At 43.1% G+C, this 19,874-nt stretch carries 21 protein-coding genes; 16 read left to right on the top strand and 5 right to left on the bottom strand.

What is annotated here, in order from left to right:
- Nucleotides 1–102: 102 nt before the first annotated feature.
- The gene (locus EH206_RS00725; RefSeq protein ID WP_009110924.1) at nt 103–1,365 is read left to right on the top strand and encodes a tyrosine-type recombinase/integrase; all 1,263 of its coding nucleotides are present in this window, start codon (nt 103–105) and stop codon (nt 1,363–1,365) included.
- A 473-nt stretch (nt 1,366–1,838) separates the two neighbouring features.
- On the opposite strand, the gene EH206_RS00720 is transcribed toward EH206_RS00725, so the two are convergent.
- The gene (locus EH206_RS00720) at nt 1,839–2,642 is read right to left on the bottom strand and encodes a lysozyme inhibitor LprI family protein (protein ID WP_009110923.1); all 804 of its coding nucleotides are present in this window, start codon (nt 2,640–2,642) and stop codon (nt 1,839–1,841) included.
- A 265-nt stretch (nt 2,643–2,907) separates the two neighbouring features.
- Between EH206_RS00720 and EH206_RS00715 the strand changes: the two genes are divergently transcribed.
- Nucleotides 2,908–3,288 carry a helix-turn-helix domain-containing protein gene (locus EH206_RS00715; protein WP_009110922.1) on the top strand — a complete coding sequence of 127 codons (381 nt, stop codon included), beginning with the start codon at nt 2,908–2,910 and terminating at the stop codon, nt 3,286–3,288.
- 46 nt (nt 3,289–3,334) lie between these two features.
- Here the strand turns inward: EH206_RS00715 and EH206_RS00710 are convergent, their stop codons facing one another.
- Nucleotides 3,335–3,850 carry a hypothetical protein gene (locus EH206_RS00710; protein ID WP_009110921.1) on the bottom strand — a complete coding sequence of 172 codons (516 nt, stop codon included), beginning with the start codon at nt 3,848–3,850 and terminating at the stop codon, nt 3,335–3,337.
- Nucleotides 3,851–4,085: 235 nt separating this feature from the next.
- Between EH206_RS00710 and EH206_RS00705 the strand changes: the two genes are divergently transcribed.
- The 7 genes from EH206_RS00705 to thyX all read left to right on the top strand — a co-directional run bounded on the left by EH206_RS00705 (nt 4,086) and on the right by thyX (nt 9,802).
- On the top strand, nt 4,086–4,349 hold the full coding sequence (locus EH206_RS00705; RefSeq protein ID WP_232216562.1) for a helix-turn-helix transcriptional regulator: 264 nt from the start codon (nt 4,086–4,088) through the stop codon (nt 4,347–4,349).
- A gap of 200 nt (nt 4,350–4,549) precedes the next feature.
- Nucleotides 4,550–5,617 carry a hypothetical protein gene (locus EH206_RS00700; protein ID WP_009110919.1) on the top strand — a complete coding sequence of 356 codons (1,068 nt, stop codon included), beginning with the start codon at nt 4,550–4,552 and terminating at the stop codon, nt 5,615–5,617.
- Nucleotides 5,618–5,786: 169 nt separating this feature from the next.
- A complete protein-coding gene (locus tag EH206_RS00695) occupies nt 5,787–6,398 on the top strand; it encodes a hypothetical protein (RefSeq protein WP_009110918.1) in 612 nt (203 codons plus the stop codon).
- Nucleotides 6,395–6,895 carry an ImmA/IrrE family metallo-endopeptidase gene (locus tag EH206_RS00690; protein ID WP_009110917.1) on the top strand — a complete coding sequence of 167 codons (501 nt, stop codon included), beginning with the start codon at nt 6,395–6,397 and terminating at the stop codon, nt 6,893–6,895. The genes EH206_RS00695 and EH206_RS00690 overlap by 4 nt, the downstream gene beginning before the upstream one ends.
- 10 nt (nt 6,896–6,905) lie before the next feature.
- Nucleotides 6,906–8,036: a beta family protein gene (locus tag EH206_RS00685; protein ID WP_009110916.1), complete on the top strand. Its 1,131-nt coding sequence runs from the start codon at nt 6,906–6,908 to the stop codon at nt 8,034–8,036.
- Between the two features lie 214 nt (nt 8,037–8,250).
- Nucleotides 8,251–9,012 (top strand): dCTP deaminase, encoded by a 762-nt coding sequence (locus EH206_RS00680; RefSeq protein WP_009110915.1) that lies wholly within the window; start codon nt 8,251–8,253, stop codon nt 9,010–9,012.
- Nucleotides 9,013–9,022: 10 nt separating this feature from the next.
- Nucleotides 9,023–9,802, top strand: coding sequence for an FAD-dependent thymidylate synthase (gene thyX / locus EH206_RS00675; protein ID WP_009110914.1), 780 nt, complete (start codon nt 9,023–9,025; stop codon nt 9,800–9,802).
- Between the two features lie 288 nt (nt 9,803–10,090).
- Here thyX and EH206_RS00670 read toward each other — a convergent pair whose 3' ends face one another.
- A complete protein-coding gene (locus EH206_RS00670; protein ID WP_009110913.1) occupies nt 10,091–10,792 on the bottom strand; it encodes a sce7726 family protein in 702 nt (233 codons plus the stop codon).
- A gap of 1,299 nt (nt 10,793–12,091) precedes the next feature.
- Between EH206_RS00670 and EH206_RS00660 the strand changes: the two genes are divergently transcribed.
- The 6 genes from EH206_RS00660 (at nt 12,092) to EH206_RS23245 (ending at nt 15,318) form a co-directional block, all read left to right on the top strand.
- Nucleotides 12,092–12,313, top strand: coding sequence for a type II toxin-antitoxin system Phd/YefM family antitoxin (locus EH206_RS00660; protein WP_009110912.1), 222 nt, complete (start codon nt 12,092–12,094; stop codon nt 12,311–12,313).
- Nucleotides 12,314–12,575: 262 nt separating this feature from the next.
- Nucleotides 12,576–12,914, top strand: coding sequence for a helix-turn-helix transcriptional regulator (locus EH206_RS00655; RefSeq protein WP_009110910.1), 339 nt, complete (start codon nt 12,576–12,578; stop codon nt 12,912–12,914).
- Complete coding sequence (locus tag EH206_RS00650; RefSeq protein WP_009110909.1) at nt 12,904–14,193, top strand: type II toxin-antitoxin system HipA family toxin; 1,290 nt, start codon at nt 12,904–12,906, stop codon at nt 14,191–14,193. Before EH206_RS00655 ends, EH206_RS00650 begins: the two co-directional genes overlap by 11 nt.
- A gap of 209 nt (nt 14,194–14,402) precedes the next feature.
- A complete protein-coding gene (locus EH206_RS23255; protein ID WP_232216561.1) occupies nt 14,403–14,768 on the top strand; it encodes an AEC family transporter in 366 nt (121 codons plus the stop codon).
- A 2-nt stretch (nt 14,769–14,770) separates the two neighbouring features.
- Nucleotides 14,771–15,019 (top strand): AEC family transporter, encoded by a 249-nt coding sequence (locus EH206_RS23250; protein ID WP_232216560.1) that lies wholly within the window; start codon nt 14,771–14,773, stop codon nt 15,017–15,019.
- Complete coding sequence (locus tag EH206_RS23245; protein ID WP_232216559.1) at nt 15,016–15,318, top strand: AEC family transporter; 303 nt, start codon at nt 15,016–15,018, stop codon at nt 15,316–15,318. Before EH206_RS23250 ends, EH206_RS23245 begins: the two co-directional genes overlap by 4 nt.
- 423 nt (nt 15,319–15,741) lie before the next feature.
- Here EH206_RS23245 and EH206_RS00640 read toward each other — a convergent pair whose 3' ends face one another.
- Together EH206_RS00640 and EH206_RS00635 are read right to left on the bottom strand one after the other, a co-directional pair.
- Entirely contained in the window at nt 15,742–16,332 is a 591-nt protein-coding gene (locus EH206_RS00640) for a hypothetical protein (protein WP_009110908.1), read from the bottom strand.
- 268 nt (nt 16,333–16,600) lie between these two features.
- Nucleotides 16,601–17,500: a LysR family transcriptional regulator gene (locus tag EH206_RS00635; protein WP_009110907.1), complete on the bottom strand. Its 900-nt coding sequence runs from the start codon at nt 17,498–17,500 to the stop codon at nt 16,601–16,603.
- Between the two features lie 721 nt (nt 17,501–18,221).
- Here EH206_RS00635 and EH206_RS00630 point away from each other — a divergent pair.
- Nucleotides 18,222–19,844, top strand: a complete 1,623-nt coding sequence (locus tag EH206_RS00630; protein WP_040343569.1) for an ABC transporter substrate-binding protein — start codon at nt 18,222–18,224, stop codon at nt 19,842–19,844.
- The last annotated feature ends 30 nt before the right edge of the window (nt 19,845–19,874 follow it).

Here is a 19,874-nt window from a genome sequence, read left to right as displayed (position 1 = left end):
ACCGTATCACTACAGCGCGTGTTTCAGGTGTACTTAAAGGTGTACTTATCCAGTTTTATGTACACCTCTTTAAGTACACCCCACTCTGGTAACGAGCGACATATGAGCAAATTGACCGACATACAGATCCGTACATGGATAAAAAACAAAGAACACTTCGCGGGACGCTCCGATGGAAATGGGCTATATATCTGTTTTCCAGAGACATATAGCGCCCCATTCTGGCGCTTTCGTTACAAAATGGCAGGGAAAGCCAGAGTAATGCTCATTGGCTACTACTCCAGCATTTCACTCGCTAAAGCACGGGAAATTGCTAAAGAACTTTCCGCTCGTGTTGCTCTGGGCCATGATGTAGCGGGAGAGAAGCAAGAACGCAAAGCAGAAGCGTTGAAGAAAATGGAGGAAGAAAAACACGCACTCCGTGTTTCAGAGTTAGCCGCCGAATACTTTGAACGCCAGATCCTGACCCGTTGGAAGCATCCAGACATTCTGCGCCGTCGCATAGACAAGGACATCAACCCTAATATCGGGCATCTAAGAATTGAAGATGTTCGCCCCTACCATATCGATGACATGCTGCAAAAAATTGTCCAGCGTGGCGCACCGACAATCGCTAACGATGTATTGAGATGGACTCGCCGCATATTCGATTACGGCATAAAACGACATATGCTTGAAACTAATCCTACAGGCGCTTTTGAAATCGCAGATGCTGGTGGTCAGGAACAAAGCCGGGAGCGCTGGCTAAGCCGTGAAGAACTTATTCAGTTCTTTCAGACCATGCCTATAACAAAGGGATTCTCACGTCAAAATGAGCTAACTATTAAGCTGCTGCTCGTTTTCTGCTGCCGAAAAATGGAGCTATGCGGGGCACAGTGGAAAGAGTTCGACTTGGAAAAAGCTATCTGGCATCTACCTGCTGAACGGGTAAAAAATGGCGACGCAATCGATATCCCTATTCCCGCTCCTGCGCTTGAATGGTTAAAAGAGCTCCACACCATGTCGTATAATAGCCAGTGGGTTCTTCCGGCAAGAAAGATGCAAAATCGAATGATTCCCCACATTCAGGAAAGCACATTGCCTGTAGCGTTGAGCAAAATAAAATCCAACATGCCGAATATCCCTAACTTCACTATTCACGACTTCCGACGCACAGCGCGATCGCACTTGGCATCGCTAGGAATAGATCCTGTGGTAGCTGAACGTTGTCTGAATCACAGAATTAAAGGCGTTGAAGGTATCTATAATCGTTATCAATATTTTGAAGAACGCAAAGCAGCATTAGAACTATGGACCAATTTACTCATATCTTTAGAAAAAGGTGAGAATTATAACGTGACGCCGTTAAGAAAAGATATTTCGTAAGACCATCGCTATTAAAAAATTATTATTCCTAGCCTGAATTAATTCAGGCTAGGAACTAGTATTTCTTACACTATTTATGTCTTCTTGTATTTCCCCCCATAGCACCTATAAAGATACTCCATAAAAGTTATCACAATATCTAGTCATACCTGCATAGAATTATCCTTAAACTCACGGTTCACTGCTACACACATGCTCGATTGATCACTATATACCCATCGATTATTTTGTTCTTTAGTAGGTGCTGTTGATATCGCTTCACCATCCATTTCACATACTGATGTATCACCACGTGAAACATTGATGTTGCATTAAATATTTCCCCTAGAAAAAGGACAAAACGCTATTACGTTTAACGTATCCGCCAACATGTGCCAAAGGTAAACTAGCGATTAAAATAAATGCTATTAACTTTTTTTCATCGAAACACCTTTCATAAAATTTTAGCACTAACTTACTGTTTATTAAATAAGTTAATGTTTAACATTATTATTATTGATAACATGATTTGCATAGCTCATGAATATACTGGAAAGACGACGAGTATCTCCTACGGTAACAGCTTCAATAATTTCATTCCCTGACACAAGTCCAACTAAATAAAATTCATCACCTTCTTCTCTGAAAATAAAGCCAGAATAAGGTTGTCCTGATATTTTAATTTTAAAACCGACATAATCTTTATAATCTAACTTCTCTAATGATTTAAAACCGGGCAATTCAAACATCAACGACAAATATTCTTCTAAAGTGCAATATTTAACATAATTGCCAAGTTCGATAAAGACTCCATATTTTAACTGATTACCATTAAAACCCAATTGATGGACTTGACTGGCATGTTTAACAAATAAATCCTTAACAACCTCCGCCGATGATTTATGTGTTTGGGTATATTCCTCCTTATCTATTCTTTCTATAGCATCAGAATAACTGATACAACCGCTCTTACCGGGGATATGTTCAAAACATCTAAACCTAATATATTCTATCCTTCTTATATACATATCTTTAATACACTGAAAATCTGTACATTCATTACGCTTACTTAACCATTGTATTTGTGACTCTTTAATTTCATTTTTAATTTTATCAGGCATAACAGAACTCATTGCTATTCGGTAATTTTCAGAGAGAAAATCATCAAATCGGCTCAACTTATAATCTGAGCAAATCATCTTTTCATCACTGGAATTAGCTTTTTCACAATCGAAAGAAGCGGCATAACATGAGCTATATGTGATAAGAAATAGGATAAATAAAAAATTTATTTTCATGATAAATTCACTCTAGAATATGTAGTTAAAAAATAGATTGCAGAATCTATATCCATTAATTCCAATTTACCAGTGTCAAAAACTCCTTTTATCTTCACGAAAACTGTAAAAGCCGACATCTTCCTCTTCATTTATCTCTCCATTCACAACAAAAAATCCATAAGAGCGCAAAAATCGATTTATAATCCATATTTGATGTTCATGCAAGAGTCAAAAGGCCACAAACTTCCAGTTATAGACATTTTCTGGAAGTGAAGAGTGGCACATGGCTAAGTTAGCATCAGATACCGCAGACAGGCAGGTAGGCCAGCGCATTCAAATGCGACGCAAAGAACTGGGGATGACCGCCCAGCACTTAGCAGAGATTATTGACATATCTCATCAGCAGCTTTCTCGATATGAACGCGGAACAAACAAGATAAACGTGGCGCATCTCGTAAAAATCTCCATTAAAATGAATACGCCAATTAGCTGGTTTTTTATTGATTGCTTCTCGACATTAGATAATGAATCCAAGAAGCAACAAGATTTTGTACCAGTTAAAGATGCAGACCTCAAAAGCCGCCTTGATCAAATATGGCCTCGCTTAACACATGAGCAAAGGCGCGTATTGATTATGCTTCTTGATGAATACACCAAAGAATAATAAATGACAATAGGCTTTATATCCGAAAATTTACAGATAAAGATTTTTATTCATCTTCATCTAATATCGATAGCCATCTAAGAATCAGATCGTTATTTAATAATCTCTTGATATGAGTTTTCTTCCAGTTACGCCCTTCATTACCTAAGAATATTGCAAGCGGAGTACGAACGTCTCGTTTCTTCAAGCTTTTGATGATTTGGGAATCAGAAAGTCCTATATCGTTTTTAAGATGATCCACAGTTTTATACAAATAATACAATTCTTTGGAAGCTTGTGATTGAGGTTCATATAACTGCTGTATCTTTTCTATACGAAGCAAATAGACTAAGGCCGAAGAATAGCTTTCTATGAGGTTACGCATTTGCGACTTTGGACGTCTATGCCCCAAGCTTTCACATAAATCAGCCAATTTCTCATAGGAAGCACTATCAAGCCTGATTGAAATTTTATGCTCACCTAATTCTTCCAACCGTTTTTTACGTCTATTTTGATAATCATTATTTCTCTGTTTTCGAGCAGTCACTTCATCTACTTCCAAACGCTTTTCCACCTTCGCCATAACTCTATGCCTCATACCAAAATCTGACGATCAGATTACTCTCCAGCTGATAACTGTCAAGATTTTAGTCTGATGATCAGACTTACAATCAATCATAGTCTGATCTTCAGACTTTCATATGTTTAAGCCAAAACAGCCATTTTAAGCGGTTTTTAGTGAAGTCTGATGATCAGATTTACCCATTTAACACAAAAATTTAGCGGTTTTAAAAATCTGTAAAGGAGGTTCGCATCAATTGGATGCGTTAATTGAACAGGTTTTTACGATGAATGCTTCACGTCTGATCAAACTGAAAACAGTCCTTGAGTACTGCGCTTTCTCTCGAGCCACCCTCTACCGTCAGATCAAAGCAGGCCACTTCCCTGAACCAGTCCGTTTAACAGGTGGGGCAAATGACCAAAGTAGTTCTTCACGCGCGATTGCATGGCGGGAAGAAGAAATATTTCAATGGATCGCCAATCGCCAAAAAGTACCTCTATCACAGGTACAGCAGAATTAACCCTCCCACAATCTATATGGCGTTGCTCTAATAGCACGTTATATACACATAGTATATCTGAATAGAGAATATATTAGTTAAGCATAGCTCAATAGGCATTAGGTACATTTAATATCTAGAACTACTCATCCTATCAGGATAAGTATCAACTATTATTTCTCTCTATTCCGCACATGGCTAATAGCCCGTAAGGAATAACAATGCTATTAAATAAATACAATATCGATTTTTGTTCTTCCATGAGAATTGGAAAGGATAATGATAGGCATTCATTAAAAATACGAATTGATAAACTTACAGTTGTAAGTTGTTTTCTTAACAAGACTGAAAAAAATAAATCATATTACAAACTGAATAAAATGAGAAATAAAAACTATAAGAAATACAGAGTAAAACACATAAAAAATAAAGCAGGAAAACCCTATCGCAATGCACTGTTAATCATGGGAATCAAAGAAAAATCGCCAGTTTTATTACGCATTGACTATTCACCAATAAATCATAATACAGGAGGGATACGCTTAGACTTCCACCCCCAGCATCTGACAGCCAGTAAGATTGATCATCTATTATCGTGGATAAATCACCGATTAGGGGAAATATTTTATCATCTGCTGGCGCGATCATGGATTACACGAATAGATGTTGCTATCGATATTTATGGCTGTCGGCTAGACGACTATATATGGGGATTAGAACGAGCAGGGAAAACAGCATATTACGACACAAAAAATGGCTTACCGGGTGTCAGGATCGGTAGTCCACGTTCTCTTTTACATATTCTTTGCTATGAAAAGGTAGATGCTCATCGAAGCAAAAAACTCACTTTCCAGGAGAAATCCAGATTCATTAATATCAATCTGAATGAGCATCGGCAATTCTTGCGTATTGAATCCCGATACACACCCAAAGCCAAACCTACGAGCAAGAACGGTAACTCCCTGATGCTGGCTCACCTTTTGAGCATGGGGAACCTCTTTGAACGACTTCAAATCTACTCAAACGATTTAGCACATGAACTACTAACAGAGGGATTTATTAGAACGATTCCAGCAGAACCCAGTATCGTGGCATTGAAACGTTGTGTCATGCAAGACATGCAGGGCTCACGCTTGCCTCGTGCGGTCATTGGCATAATCGTTAAACATGAGATTGAACTACTCAATAAGAATACAATTTGGGAGCAATGGTCGCTCTGCGTTGAACAATTAAGCAGCATATTCAGCATAGCGTCTGTTTTCTTTCTGCACTACACAAAGAAAGATTAGAAAAAACCTGAAAATCAGAGGTTGACTACTCTTGTAAGGAGTAGTCAGGTACTGTCCTCTCAACGAGCCTGTTCGAAGGTCTCAGGGATGAGACCATCAAAGTGGCTATGGCGATTAACATAAAGAGGTAGTACAGTATGAGAATGGACAACTCAACCTCATCATTTAAATGAATAAAGTATCCTATTTTTATCTTCTTTTGCTTCTGACATGCTCCGCGCCACACGCTGTAAATGCTCAGACAGCAGTGAACGAAGGTTCACTGCTTGGCACCTCAACCCCAGCAGTGAGCACATACACTGAGAACATGGTGCATGAGGAAAACGTAAATCAAAACCAAGAGTTACAATATCAAAAACTATTAGTATTAAATTCTTTGATTAATGATCAGAAACAACAAATTCAATCCATGCAGGATAAAATTGATAAACTTGAAAACAGTAGTGGTCTCAATTTTGCCGTATGGACAGGAATTTTATTAGCTTCTGTTGCAGTAATCCTAACTGTCCTAGGGATCGTAATGGCATTATTCTCATTTTTAGGTTATAAGAAAATGATCAATAGTGCTCAAGATGCGGCCACAAAAATTTCTACAGAAAAAGCGTCAGAAGTTACTGAGAAATTAGCGCCAGTAGTGACTGAAAATGTGTTGCTCAAGTTGATAGCTCAAGGAAACTTTGACGCTGTAATTTTTAGCGCAGTGCAAAAAGTAACTTACCGCGGCATTGAATTTTCATCTGGCGATATGCTTGAGGATAATAAACAGGAGGGAGTAGAATGAAATTAACAAACTCAAGTGAATGGGTTTCTCTCACCGAAGAACAAGTCTCATTAATAAGAAAACATCAACTTCAATTTCCAATTGCAGTTGGAGCCATTGCAAAAGCATTAGGAATTACTGTAAAAAGGTCTACTTTAGCTGCTGGAATTTCAGGTGAAATAAAAGAAGAAGATGGGAATGTAGTAATTAGGGTAAACAGACATGATGTCAAAGAACGTCAACGTTTTACACTTGCCCATGAAATAGCTCATTTTCTACTTCATCGAGACCGCATCGGTGATGGAATTACTGATGATATTTTATACCGTTCGAAGCTATCGGATTTCATGGAAGTTCAAGCAAATCGTTTAGCTGCGGACATACTTATGCCGGGTCATCTTATTCAACCAAAACTTAAAGAATTTACAGAACTTAGGGACGAGGAAAAATATGAGAAATTAGCTGATATAGCAGAAGTATCTACTACAGCTATAAAAATTCGTCTTGGCAAAATTTGAGGGAATAAGTATGTTTCTATTAGAAGAGTTTTTTAATTTTAAATATGCTCCCATTCTTTCTCTGAGCCCTGCGGAAACAGAAGCATTAGAGCAACTTCCTGAAAAAGATAAGGATTTCATCTTGCCTATATTCCCTTTAAAGGGGTGGATGAACTCCCAGAATCTAGAGAATTCTTTAAAAAAAGTCAAAAAAACTATCGGCGATAGAACATGGATCGCATATTTTGATAAAGAATATCTTTCTGGTAATAAAAAATTCTTACTTACAGGAACTTATCCTAGAGAAGTTTACCATCAACTATTAGCGTTAAAAAATCCAAGTCAAGGCTATAAAAACTGGTACAATTTTTTGAAGGAAATTCCAGAGGCTATTCCAACAGTTTTTTTTGATGACTTAAATCAGCTTGAAAATCAGCTAACCAATTTAGCTAGTTTGGATAGGGGATTAGTATTTATTTTCGAAGTAAAAAAACTAGCCCTTACATCCTACCTCGACATAATTAATACCATAACAAAGCTAGAAATAAGAGATATATTCTTTGTTTATGATTTAGGTTCTATTTCAAAAGAATATAATGACTATTATCAGCCTTTAATAAACTTGATTAATAGAACTAAAGGAATTGTTCCATATGTACGTGTTGCTATTTCGGCCACATCGTTCCCATCTAGTTTTGTAGGTTCTCATAAGGGGGAAAATTCGATTTATGAAAGATTATTATTCAATAAAGTTAAAAATTCTATTGATTTCTATCCAATAATCTATTCTGATCGTGGAAGTGCTAGGATTGAAAAACAATCAGGTGGTGGAAATGTCCCTCCACCAAGAATAGATTATGCTTTAAAGAATGACTGGCGTTTTATCCGCCATGAGTTTAAAGATCCCAAATCCCCAGAAGATGGAGAGAAAGAGTATCTCTACTTTCTTTGTGCCAGAGAAATTATGAAGCAGGAGTATTGGTCGAAGACTTTGCATTTGTGGGGTACGCAGATGATTGAATTAACATCAAAACAAGAAAAGTACGGGATACATTCACCGCAAAAGGCTACTGCGGTTAGAATTAATCTTCATCTTTATACTCAATTATATTATGATTATGTGCTTGAAGATATCGATACCGATGAGGAATGGGAAGATTAAAAATCTTCCGAGCCGAAGATTTAATTTATATTAGCGCAGATTTGATCTGATACTTTTTTTGCTTAGGCCCCCCCTAACCTGATAGACAGCCTTGTGCCAAGAGCGGACGCTGATACTATTATGTTGTGTTAATTTCATTACGATCCAATTATTATTGAGGGATTGTTTAACACACAATGTCAAATCTACGTCAATTACCGACAGGGAAAACCAAATGCTTGCTGAAAGTGAATTAAATTCTGAGTTGAGGTCAGGAAAGATTTTCGATCTAACTGACACTAATGTATCAAATTTCAAGGTGCAACCATCAAGTATTGACTTAACAGTCAAATTAATTCACGTTCCGGGAAAGAAAAAAACAAAAAAATCTCATGAAATTCATCCTGGTGAAACTGTTATTCTAGAAATTAATGAGATATTTTCACTATCAAGTGATATCTCTGGAATTGTTTTCCCTAAAAATACACTATCGAAAAATGGAATAATAATGACAAATCCAGGTCATGTTGATCCAGGATATAAAGGGATTCTCACTTTATACCTTGTGAATATGTCAAAGGAAACATTCTCTCTAAGAGAAAAAGATGCAGTGGCAAGATTGTTATTATTTAAAACATCATCAATTACGACAGGGTATAAGGGAGGTTCAGTTTCACAAGTCGATGAAGATCAATTGACCCGAATGGATAAAGATTTCGCCGGATTAAATACGCGAATGAAAGTTGAGTTTAGAAAGACGCTAGCAAAATGGTCCGTCTCACTATTTGTCTTTGCTGCTTTAATAATTGCTATTGTTGGTATGGCAGTACCAATAGCATTCACACTTACATCATCATATTGGGATAATACAAAAGATTTAAAACAAAGCATCAAACAGCAAGAGGAAAAAATTGAGAACTTAAATAAAGAAATCGCACTTCTACATTCACGAGAATCGAAGGAAAATGCTACAATCGTAAAAAAATCTACTAAGTGATGGTTGTAAAATGATAAAAATTGCTGAATTATCATTAAGATGTATATCTCACCCAGGATTTGAACATGAAGTTTTCAAAGATTTTCTTAATGAAAAAGGCCTCACTTGGATCCAGAAAGGAGTCGCGACTGATGCTGAACATCTTGTTGAAGCTTCTGGTCGACTATGCTACATGTCTTTTGGAGAGTTAAATCAATCCCCGAGAAACAGCACTGAATATATAATGAATTTGATTGATCAAGGACATGAGAGTGTTCTTGAACATCTAAACTGGACGTTTCTGATTACTGGTGTTTCAAGAGCTTTTACCCACCAATTAGTTCGTCATCGTGCGGGGTTTTCTTACAGCCAGTTGTCCCAACAATACCACGACGAATCTGATGCTGAATTTGTAGTTCCAATTGAGGTAAAAAACAATCCTGGGCTCTTTGATTCATGGAAGAAGCATATTAAAACTTGTCTTGATTTATACAAGACCTCTCTTTTAGATATACAGCAAAACCAAAACATGGACAGCCATTCTAAAAAAGAAAAAATGAGAGCACTGAGAAGTGCATCAAGATCAATATTACCAAATGCAACAGAAACGAAAATAATTGTCACTGCAAATGCTCGTGCCATTCGCCATTTTTTACAAATGCGAGGTTCTTTAGATGGTGACCATGAAATGAGAATGGTTTCCGAAAGGATTTTTGATATAGTTATTAAAGATGCACCAGCATTATTTCAAGACTTTAAGGTGTTAAATGAAAAAACTGATAACGCTAAAGTCGTGAAATTTATAAAGTAGAATTTTCTATCAGCTCAAAAAATATAAACATCCATTTAATTTTCGCTTGATCTATCCCCCCGAGGGATCAAGCGAGAGATTATAATACACTTGATAATCTTTATTAAAAAAATCACTCATAAAAATACAAGTGTTTTTTAATTAAAGACTCAGTGAGTCCTAATTAATAAGTTAATTAGTCGACTCCTCGCTCGTTTCCGACTATCAGGTTTAACAGTGTTCTAGCACAGAACACTGTTACCTGAGCCTTTATATTTAGTTATTATTAATTATTTTTTCGGCTACTGTTTATTTTAACTGTTCTAACACACTACCTCGAACTATAACATCATTGTTTTTTATTTTAGAATAAGGACTTAAAAAATCCAAATCGTTAACAGTTACTTTATTACCTACATTTATGTTCTCTAAAAAATTAGTCGATGTTAACTTGAATCTCTGAGACATTATATCTATCACAAAGGATTTTAACTTTTCATACGAAATTTTATTAAGATTATCTGTTATAATATTTTTTATTTCTTTTTTACCTCCTTTACCCAATGGTATATTGAAAGCACTAGCCAACTTTCTCATATCTTGTACTCTTAGTAAATCAAGATAATTAGCTTTACTCTCAACTTTCGAAGCTTTCCCTCTTTTTTTTATAGTTATTTTCTGTTCTACAACCTCCCAAACTTCAATGTTATCACTTACTAAGTTTAATATATTATCTAGATGCTTAGGTGTTGTGACAACGATGATTTTGTCAAAGTATTGACGGTATTTTTCCAATTGACCTGATAGCCTGTACAGGCTATCAGCATCGCTTTTTATTTCATAAGCCACTATTCTTTTATTAGTCAAAACGGCAAGATCTAATCGTCTTGAAAAAGAGTCAATTGTTAACTCATTAATTACAGTAACATCTTTATTCAATTCACTTTTATTAAGCAAATAATTCAAGACAGTTTTCTTTATTTCTTTCTCGAAGGTGTTAAAATTACTCATACTACCGCCATTAAAAAAATCCTACCTTATAAGTATCAACTAATAATTCTCTCAGGCAAGCATTTTTACACCCCTTAAAGGGCTGCAATCTTAGTTAACTATATGATCCGTATGCCTTTGAATCATCCTCTCTACCATTCAAGACACTGCTCATAGTTATAAGTCCTATGCAACACGTCCTTATCCACACGTTTTATCTGTGTTTCAATCCACACCGAGTCGAAGTCCTTTTCATGCAGAATGGTCTCATTCTATGGCAGAAACCATACCCCGTCAGTCTTCCTTTCCCCAAAGCTCAATCTCCTGCTCAATGCTTTCTTTTGAACCTGCTGTATCGGTTTGTCAGATTGTTAGCTTTGTAGGGCTGCAAATGGTGGAAATTTTGCCCCCAGAATACATCTGATTTTGATTGGGACAGTTGATTTTGGGAAAATACCTACTATCACCATTTTTTGTAGTCAAGCAGCTTAGCATAAGGTCTAGGATAGGTTGCCCTCATAGCATCTTGCCCTATGTCAATTAATAGCAGGGTATAGCTATATAAGGTGTCACGATTTAGTTTATTAGTTGAGCACGAAAGAGAATTGCTCAATAAGCACACAATCCATATGAAAGTCGCTCGTTGTTGAACAATTCAACCGAATACTCAGCATAGCATGCTGTTTACCGTGTACTTAAGGGTGTAGTTAATAGAAAAGTGATTTTACAAAAACGCAATTAAATCAAAGAACTTATACTACCACTCAACATTCAGATCCAAGAATAATTTCCACCCTGTTCCACCGACTGCCACAACGCCCTGTTTTCAGGGCGTTCAGACCATTGACAAAGCCTGTTATTAGGGAGAGCGTGGCGAGGGGCCGTAGCGGCGTAAGCCGCCGGAGCGCCCCTCGGTACGGTAGACCCGGGTATCTCCGACTTGCAGGCGACTTTGTCAGCAACCTCAACGCCCTGTTTACAGGGCATTTTTGTTTTTGCAGGATAAGATGACTCATGCTAATCCAGGTAAGGGCGGCATAGCACATATGTCTCGATAACTCAGGTCTAGATGCCGCTGCATAAAATATGCACCGCTCGTAAAATAACCGATGCCATTTGCAAAGCTCAATTACATGTGTATTAATCGGGGGGTAAACATGTCTACCGCGAGCATCCGCCATAAGAAGACGGTTAGCGTGAAGTGGAAAGAATCGATACCGCTGGCTCTCCGCTTCCCCCTCCTCAATACGTAGTCTTTGCCTGATGGAATAAAATACGCTTAAAGCGTACATTCTATATGTACACCTAAAGAGAAATAATATGCGTACATACACCTCAACCCAAGCCAGAGCCAATATCTCTACCGTGCTGGATGCAGCGGTCAACGGCGAGCCAGTTGAAATCATACGTCGGGGCGGAAGCGCAACCGTAGTCATCAGCAAGGCGGAATTCGAGGCATACCAAAATGCAAAACTGGATGCCGAATTTGATCTCATCATGCAGCGCTACGGTCACACGGAGGAAGCGCTGACCGATCGATGAAATGGGTCAGCAGTTACGAACATTGGCGCAACCCGCCGCCTGCGGGCAAACCGCAGATTCTGGCGCTGGTAAAAAGCCGGGCTGAACAGCATCGCTAAGGGTTGTTTCTCCCACATGACTGTTCTATTCATAAGGCATAATTAGAAAATATGCTTCATTAATAGAACGAGCCACTTGCCTGACCTTAAATATATACCCATAATGTTCTATAAATAGGTCACATATGCAATTTACGCCTCATTAATGGAACAGGAATGCAGCCATGGCGAAACCCTCCACTCGCACCTACTCTCGCTATAGCCGCGACGCAGCGCGGTTGCTCGGGTTAATGATCCGCAACGCGCGGATCGAGCATAAACTGACGGTAGAGGAATTGGCAGAGCGTGCGGGCGTATCACGCGGCCTGGTCTATCGTGCCGAAGAAGGCGATATGGGGTGCACTATTGGAGCCGTTTTTGAGCTTGCCGCCATCGTCGGCGTTCCGCTTTTCACCACGAATCAATCTGCAGTGACGCTCCATATCGCAAACGCGGAGAAAACGCTCTCTCTTCTGCCCCGCGCCGTTCATCATTCGAAGACGGTGGTGAAGGATGACTTCTAGAAAAACCGTCAACGAAGCCTACGTGTGGATCTGGTTGCCCGATGCAACGAAGCCCGTTGTTGCTGGCCTGCTAAGACGAGACGGAGACGGGTTTATCTTTAACTACGGTCGCAGCTATCTGGAGCGGCGCGACGCCATCCCGATCTATGAGCCTGAGTTGCCGCTGAAACGCGGCGCCATCCCGCCCGGGACAGGGCTGAAGCTGGCGAGTGCACTGCGCGACGCGGCGCCTGACGCATGGGGGCGTCGCGTCATCCTTAATCGCCTGGTGGGCGTCAAGGGCAAGGACATGGATGTCGGTACGCTGGATGAACTGACATACCTCCTTGAATCCGGTTCAGACAGGATTGGCGGCCTCGATTTTCAAGCATCGCCAACAGAGTATGTGCCACGCACTGCCCAGGCGGCCTCCCTTGAAGAACTAATGAATGCGGCAACAATGGTGGAGAACGGCGTGCCGCTGACGTCCGATCTTGATCAGGCTCTTTTTCATGGAAGTTCGCTGGGCGGGGCGCGGCCAAAGGCGATGATCGAAGCCGAGAACCGCAAATTCATCGCGAAGTTCTCGTCCTCGACGGATACCTACAATGTTGTGAAAGCTGAATATATCGCCATGCGCCTGGCTGCGGATGTCGGCTTGCATGTGGCTCCAGTGCACTTGCGCCATACGGCAGGAAAGGACGTTATCCTGATTGAGCGTTTCGATCGCTCACAGGCTGGAGATGGCTGGCAGCGCCGGCTGATGGTCTCGGCACTGACCCTTTTCGGCCTTGATGAGATGATGGCACGATATGCGAGCTATGAAGAACTCTCAGACATCATCCGTCACCACTTCGATGAGCCGCAAGCTACGCTGCGCGAGTTGTTTGGCCGTCTGGTCTTCAATATCATCTGCGGCAACACTGATGATCATGCCCGGAACCACGCTGCATTCTGGGACGGTAAATCACTGAAACTGACGCCGGCCTACGACATCTGCCCGCAGAATCGGACGGGTAACGAGGCAACCCAGGCGATGCTGATCATCGGCGAGAACCGAATGAGCAATCTTGCCGTTTGTCTGAGTGCGGCCCCGAAGTTTCGGCTGAACGAAAGCGAAGCCATTGCGATCATTACGCATCACATCGAAACCGTACGCGAACGCTGGACAAGTATTTGCGATGAAGCCGCATTGAGCGAAGTGGATCGCAAGCTGTTTTGGGGACGGATGTTCCTCAATCCGTTTATTTTTGAAAGTACGCCGCAGGCCATATCGCGGCTGGCGCGGCCATATTTTTAACAACGGCAATAAGCGCTCCGCGTTTTTCGAATCTTCGCCGCACCGCCAACACCCTCTTATGATTTTTTTCCCTTTGCTTTGCCACTAAACGCATTTCCCTCCTTGTCATCAAAATGTCATTAATAAAAAAAACCTAATTCATTGAAGTTGTTGGGAATGGTGAAAAAACGCGTCACAGCGGCCATCAATGCCGTACCTGCCAGAGTCTTATGATAACCACGCTGTTGTCGCTACTGCCGATAATGTTCCTTATCGCCATGGGCCTCCTGCTACGCAGCAGGAACCTGATTGACATCGGCTTTTGGTTGCCTTGCGAAAAACTGAACTATTTCTATCTTTTCCCCGCCCTGATGTTCGCCCAGGTCGGCAAAACCGCTCTCAGCCAGTTCGCGGTTCAGCCTATCGCATGGTCTATTCTTGGCGCCGTTTTTATCGGCGGGGGGAATACTCTGGCTGTGGCGACTGTGGTTAAAACAGCCCGGCCCGACGTTCTCTTCCGTGATCCACGGGTGCTTTGCGTCCCAATACCTATATCGGGGTTGCCGCAGCAGCAGCCTACGGACATACCGGATTAACCGTGACCTCCATCAGTATTACGGTCGCCATACCGCTGCTGAATGTCGCTTCCATCGTTATCCTGATGCATTACGGGCAAGGCAGCAGGCCCGGATGGTTGCCGATTGTCAAAGCGCTAGTTAAGAATACGGTGATTGTGTCCATACTGGCGGGATTACTGTTTAACTACAGTGGATTGCCGTTGGCGCAAACGGCCGACAATATATTGAAGATTCTCGGCGGCTCTTCCCTGCCGTTGGCGCCGGCGTGAATATTCAGGCGGCCCGCTCGGCGCAATGGACGGTCTTACAATCCTCTTTCGTCAAGTTGCTGCTGGTTCCCGGCATAACATTACTTATCGGGATATTTCTCGGCATAACGGGCCCCGTCCTGGCGACGGTGGTTCTATTCAACGCGCTCCCCTGCACCCCTTCCGCTTACATCATGGCGAAGCTGCTTGGCGGCGACCATCAATTATCCGCCGGCATTATCACCATCCAGACCTTGCTTGACGCCATCACCATTCCCTTGATGCTGATGCTCACCCAGTTATGCTCCTATTCAGGCTGAGATAAGTCTTATCCGTTTTGTATATACCCTAAATAATTCGAGTTGCAGGAAGGCGGCAAGGGAAGGACAAATTCGTCGGGAACGAATTTGACCAGCCAACGGCTGGCCTCCGGTGAGAGACAGGATGTCTCTCATTCAATCCCGATGAGCTTACTCAGGTAAGTGATTCGGGTGACTGACAAATCTGCCTGGAGCAGATTTGAACGCTGCTTGCAGCGGCCCCAACGGGGCGAGGCCCAGGGAGGGGCCGAGTAATGCAGCCAACGCACCTGCAGCTTGAAGTATGACGGGTATAGCTATTTGTATCGGGAACGGCGGGTAATTAGCGAATATAATAATGGCGAAAATGACGAATCCCTATTTCTCCACCATTCTATTATTCACGGCAAGTTTATAATAGCGTCGGCATTAGTTTTTCGACGTTCAAATATCGTTGGAGCCAATCACCTGCCAATCCAGATCGGCCGATTCAATCCCCATCATCTGCTGTATCTTTTCGTATATTTCAGCCGCGGACAGACCGTTATATATTCCCTTGCTATAAAAGCTGAACGCATCCGTATTATCGCCGTCAGTCTCCCGCCCTATCCGTGTGCTCTCTTCGGCCGTCACCGGCTTACCGGAAAATGCATCGAAAGCTTCCCAACTGCCGTCAGGGTAATTAATCATGGATACCAGCGTGCCGCCGTACAGCGGAATGCCATTGATCATTTGCAGAGAACGCTCCGCAGACGCTGTCTCCCGCTGCTCTTTAACCTGCTGCGCTTCGCGGGCGGCCTGCTGCTTTTCAACATCGGTCTGGCTGTCGCCGGACTGCGCTATACCGGACTGTCTTTTTCCATCCGTCGACAGCGTGACCTGAGTACTGACGCCCGGCAGACTATTCTTCTCCAGCGAATCACTTTCCGTACCAGCCGTTGATGAATCTGTATTACCCAGGGTGCTAATGGATACAACAGGATAAAAAGGCTTTATATTCTGACGCTGTGTGTCGATACCTGATATATCCACCATGCCCCTCCTTTTTATATTTCATGTAATACCAGATTCTGTTCTATAAGATACAATATTGCGAGTGCCATCACATGATAAAAACAGTTGATGCCAGCATTAAAAAGAGACTGTTCAGTAAAAGGTATCGGCAATTTTAATTTTTCATTAATATCAAAAAAGAATAAGCATAGGGCGATAATCGATTGTTTTAAAACCCTAACCCCTATCAGTTAACGATTAATATCCCGAAGAAAGCCAGACAGAGGCGTCGTCAATTCCTGCGATCCGGCTAAATCGCGCAATCCGCCATAATTTGCGCCAGCATGCTTTGGCAGGTTTTGATGGCGATGGATGACGTCCTCTGCCGGGGCAGACAGAGATCGACCCGTACACGCTCAATCAGCGGATCCAGCAACGGGACGGCAACCAGGCCATCTCCCAGATCCCGATTCTGGCGCGCGGCCTGCGGCAGCACCAGCAAGGCGATACCGGCCCGAGCCAGGGATTTTTGTACTTCCACCGAACTGGTGGTGTAGGTGACATTAAGCTCAACGCCCTCTTTTCTCGCCGCGGCTTCGATGATTTGCCGGGTGGAGAAGGTGGAATTGGGTATCGCCAGCGGCTGACCGGCAAGATCCTGTATGGTGATGGAGTGGCGTCCGGTGAACGCATGTCCCTGCGGCACCAGAACCCGATGCCAGAGATCGCAGTGGTGGGTCACTTCAATTTCAGCGCAGGGCGGCATGTAGAAGGTCAGCCCGATATCCGCTTCTCCGGCGCGAAACGCATCCGCAATACGGGGCGCGCTGCCGGTTTCGATTTGAAACTGCACTTTGGGGTACTGTTGGGAAAATTTCGCCAACACCGGCGCCAGCATGCTGGCGATTAAGCTCTCGCTGACAAATATCCGAATGGTGCCCGCCACCACGCCCTGGCTGTTGGCGATATGTTCCTTCACATGATCCAGTTCGCGCAATGTGGCATTGACGGCCTGCGCGAGAAACTCGCCTTCTCGTGTTAAGCGGATGCCGCGCGGATTGCGTTCAATCAGCGCCGCGCCATAAAAATGCTCCAGTTGCTCAATCTGACGACTGACCGCGCTGGGCGTGACATATAGTCGGGTGGCCGCTTTACGTAACGAAACGCATTGCGCTACTTCGTTAAAATATCTTAATGCCCTTAACTGCATAGCGGCTCCTGAGAATAATGGTTCTATTCCCTTTCTTTCAGCAATAAATATGCCATTCTCCGTTTATCTTCTTTTATTCCTGTTCAGCGCTTTTGATTGCTCACTTTGGCTAAAAAAACGAAACCTCATTTAACACAGTCTATTTTCTTATGGCTGATAAAACAGCTAAATTGCACTATACCAGTGCAACTTAGCGTCGGGAATGAGTGCATCACGCCAGGACAAAGAATAAACCAATGAACGACGGTGCTTGCATTTATCAATTATTAATTAAAAACATTCATTTACTATGAAATGCCTATTCATAACTAATAATAATATCTCTTTTCACACTGCACTACTATGCGGCATTGCCATCATTATGCGTCTTATTGGCTACCTTTTACCTGCACATGATTGCAGAAAAAACCATAAATAATTGATAAATAATGATAATAATTTTAACCTCTGTTTAATGAACACAGGCGGGCGTCTACTTTTTATCAACACTGAGTCGCTGATGTTGTGATAGTCTCGTGAATCATACTTTTGTAATGTTGTCAGCAACAGGAGGAGATCGTTTTATTTTATCAGCGGCTGCTATGCCGGTAATGCTTTTTGCTTTCCATTCCACTTAACCTGTTATACCCAATAAATTTTAAGTAACAGAACGGTGGCAAGCGAATGTCGCCGGCCACCGGCGACTTAAAAGATGGCGGGTATTGATATCATCGGGGATATTATGAAATTAATAACGGTTAAAAATGCATTTATTGATAAAATAGCCACAAAAATAACCTCACCTCGAATTATTTACGGCCTGCTGGCAACGTTTTGCAGCCTGTCGTCTTTTGCCGAAACCCCTGCCGACGTATTGAAAATCATCCCCAGCAGCAACCTGGTCTCGCTCGATCCCATATGGACGACCGCCAACGTGACCCGTAATCATGGCTATATGATTTACGACACGCTGTTCGGCACCGATATCGACGGCAACATCAAGCCGCAGATGGTAGAGAGCTGGAAGGTATCGGTTGATAACCTGACCTGGACATTCGTCCTGCGCGACGGGCTGAAATTCAGCGACGGTACGCCGGTAACCAGCGATGACGTGATCCCTTCCCTGCAACGCTGGTCCACGCGCGACAGCTTTGGCAGCGCGCTGGCGTCGTTCGTCGAGCGCTATCAGGCGGTGGATGCGAAAACCTTTACCCTCACCCTGAAAGAGCCCTTCGGCATGATGCTGGAGGCGTTGGGCAAACCCTCTTCCAACGTGCCGTTTATCATGCCGAAGGCGGTCGCCCAGACATCCGGCGACGTGCAGATCCGCAGCACCCTCGGTTCCGGCCCTTATATGTTCAAGACCGACGAGTTCAAATCCGGCGAACGGGTGGTCTACGTGAAAAACCCTTACTACGTGCCGCGCGATGATCCGCCTTCCGGCACCACGGGCGGGAAAAAAGTCTACATTGACCGGGTGGAGTGGCTGATCATCCGCGATCCGCAAACGCAGTTTAATGCGTTGATCAACGGTGAAGCCGATATTCTGGAACAGCCGGCGTTCGAACAAATCCCCGCATTAGGCAAAACCCCCAACATCAATCTGGTCAAGGCGCAGCCGATCGGCATGTTGCAAATCATCCGCTTTAATTTCCTGCAACCGCCGTTCAACGATGCACGTATTCGTCGCGCCGCCATGCTGGCTCTGGGCGAACAGCAAATGCTGCGCGTGCAAATCGGCGTGCCGGAACTGCAAAAATTCTGTAAAAGCATGTATCCCTGCGGCACTACTTTCGCCTCGGACGAGACCGGCGAGTTCACCGGCGTAGCCAATCCGCAAAAAGCCAAGGCGCTGCTGCAAGAGGCCGGCTACCAGGGCCAGCCGGTTGTGTTGATGCGCCCCACCGACTCCCCGACCATCGCCAAACTGCCGCTGGTCGCCAAACAGCAGCTTGAGCAAGCCGGCTTCAAGGTCGATTTGCAGAATATGGACTGGCAGACCCTGGTGGCCCGGCGCGCCAAAAAAGACGCGCCTTCAGCCGGCGGCTGGAATGCGTTTATGACCGCCTGGGCGGCGGAAGACGTCCTCAACCCATTAACCATGGCGATGATGAACGCGCGCGGCGAAAAAGGCTGGTTCGGCTGGCAGGACGATCCTGAACTGGAAGCGCTGAAAGCCCGCTTCGCCCGCACCATGGACGAAGGAGAGAAGAAAAAACTCGCCACGCAAATTCAGCTACGCGCCTTTGAAACCGTCACCCATGTGCCGCTGGGCCAGTACGAACTGCGGGCGGCCGTCCGCTCCAACGTAACCGGGCTGGTCTCTTCCGGCGCCCAGGTGTACTGGAATATCCGCAAGCAGTGATCCCGACGGGCGCGCAGGCGCCCGTCGACC

The sequence above is a fragment of the Brenneria nigrifluens DSM 30175 = ATCC 13028 genome, from assembly GCF_005484965.1.
Taxonomy (GTDB): Bacteria; Pseudomonadota; Gammaproteobacteria; order Enterobacterales; family Enterobacteriaceae; genus Brenneria; species Brenneria nigrifluens.
This window is presented reverse-complemented; position numbering and strand designations above follow the sequence as displayed.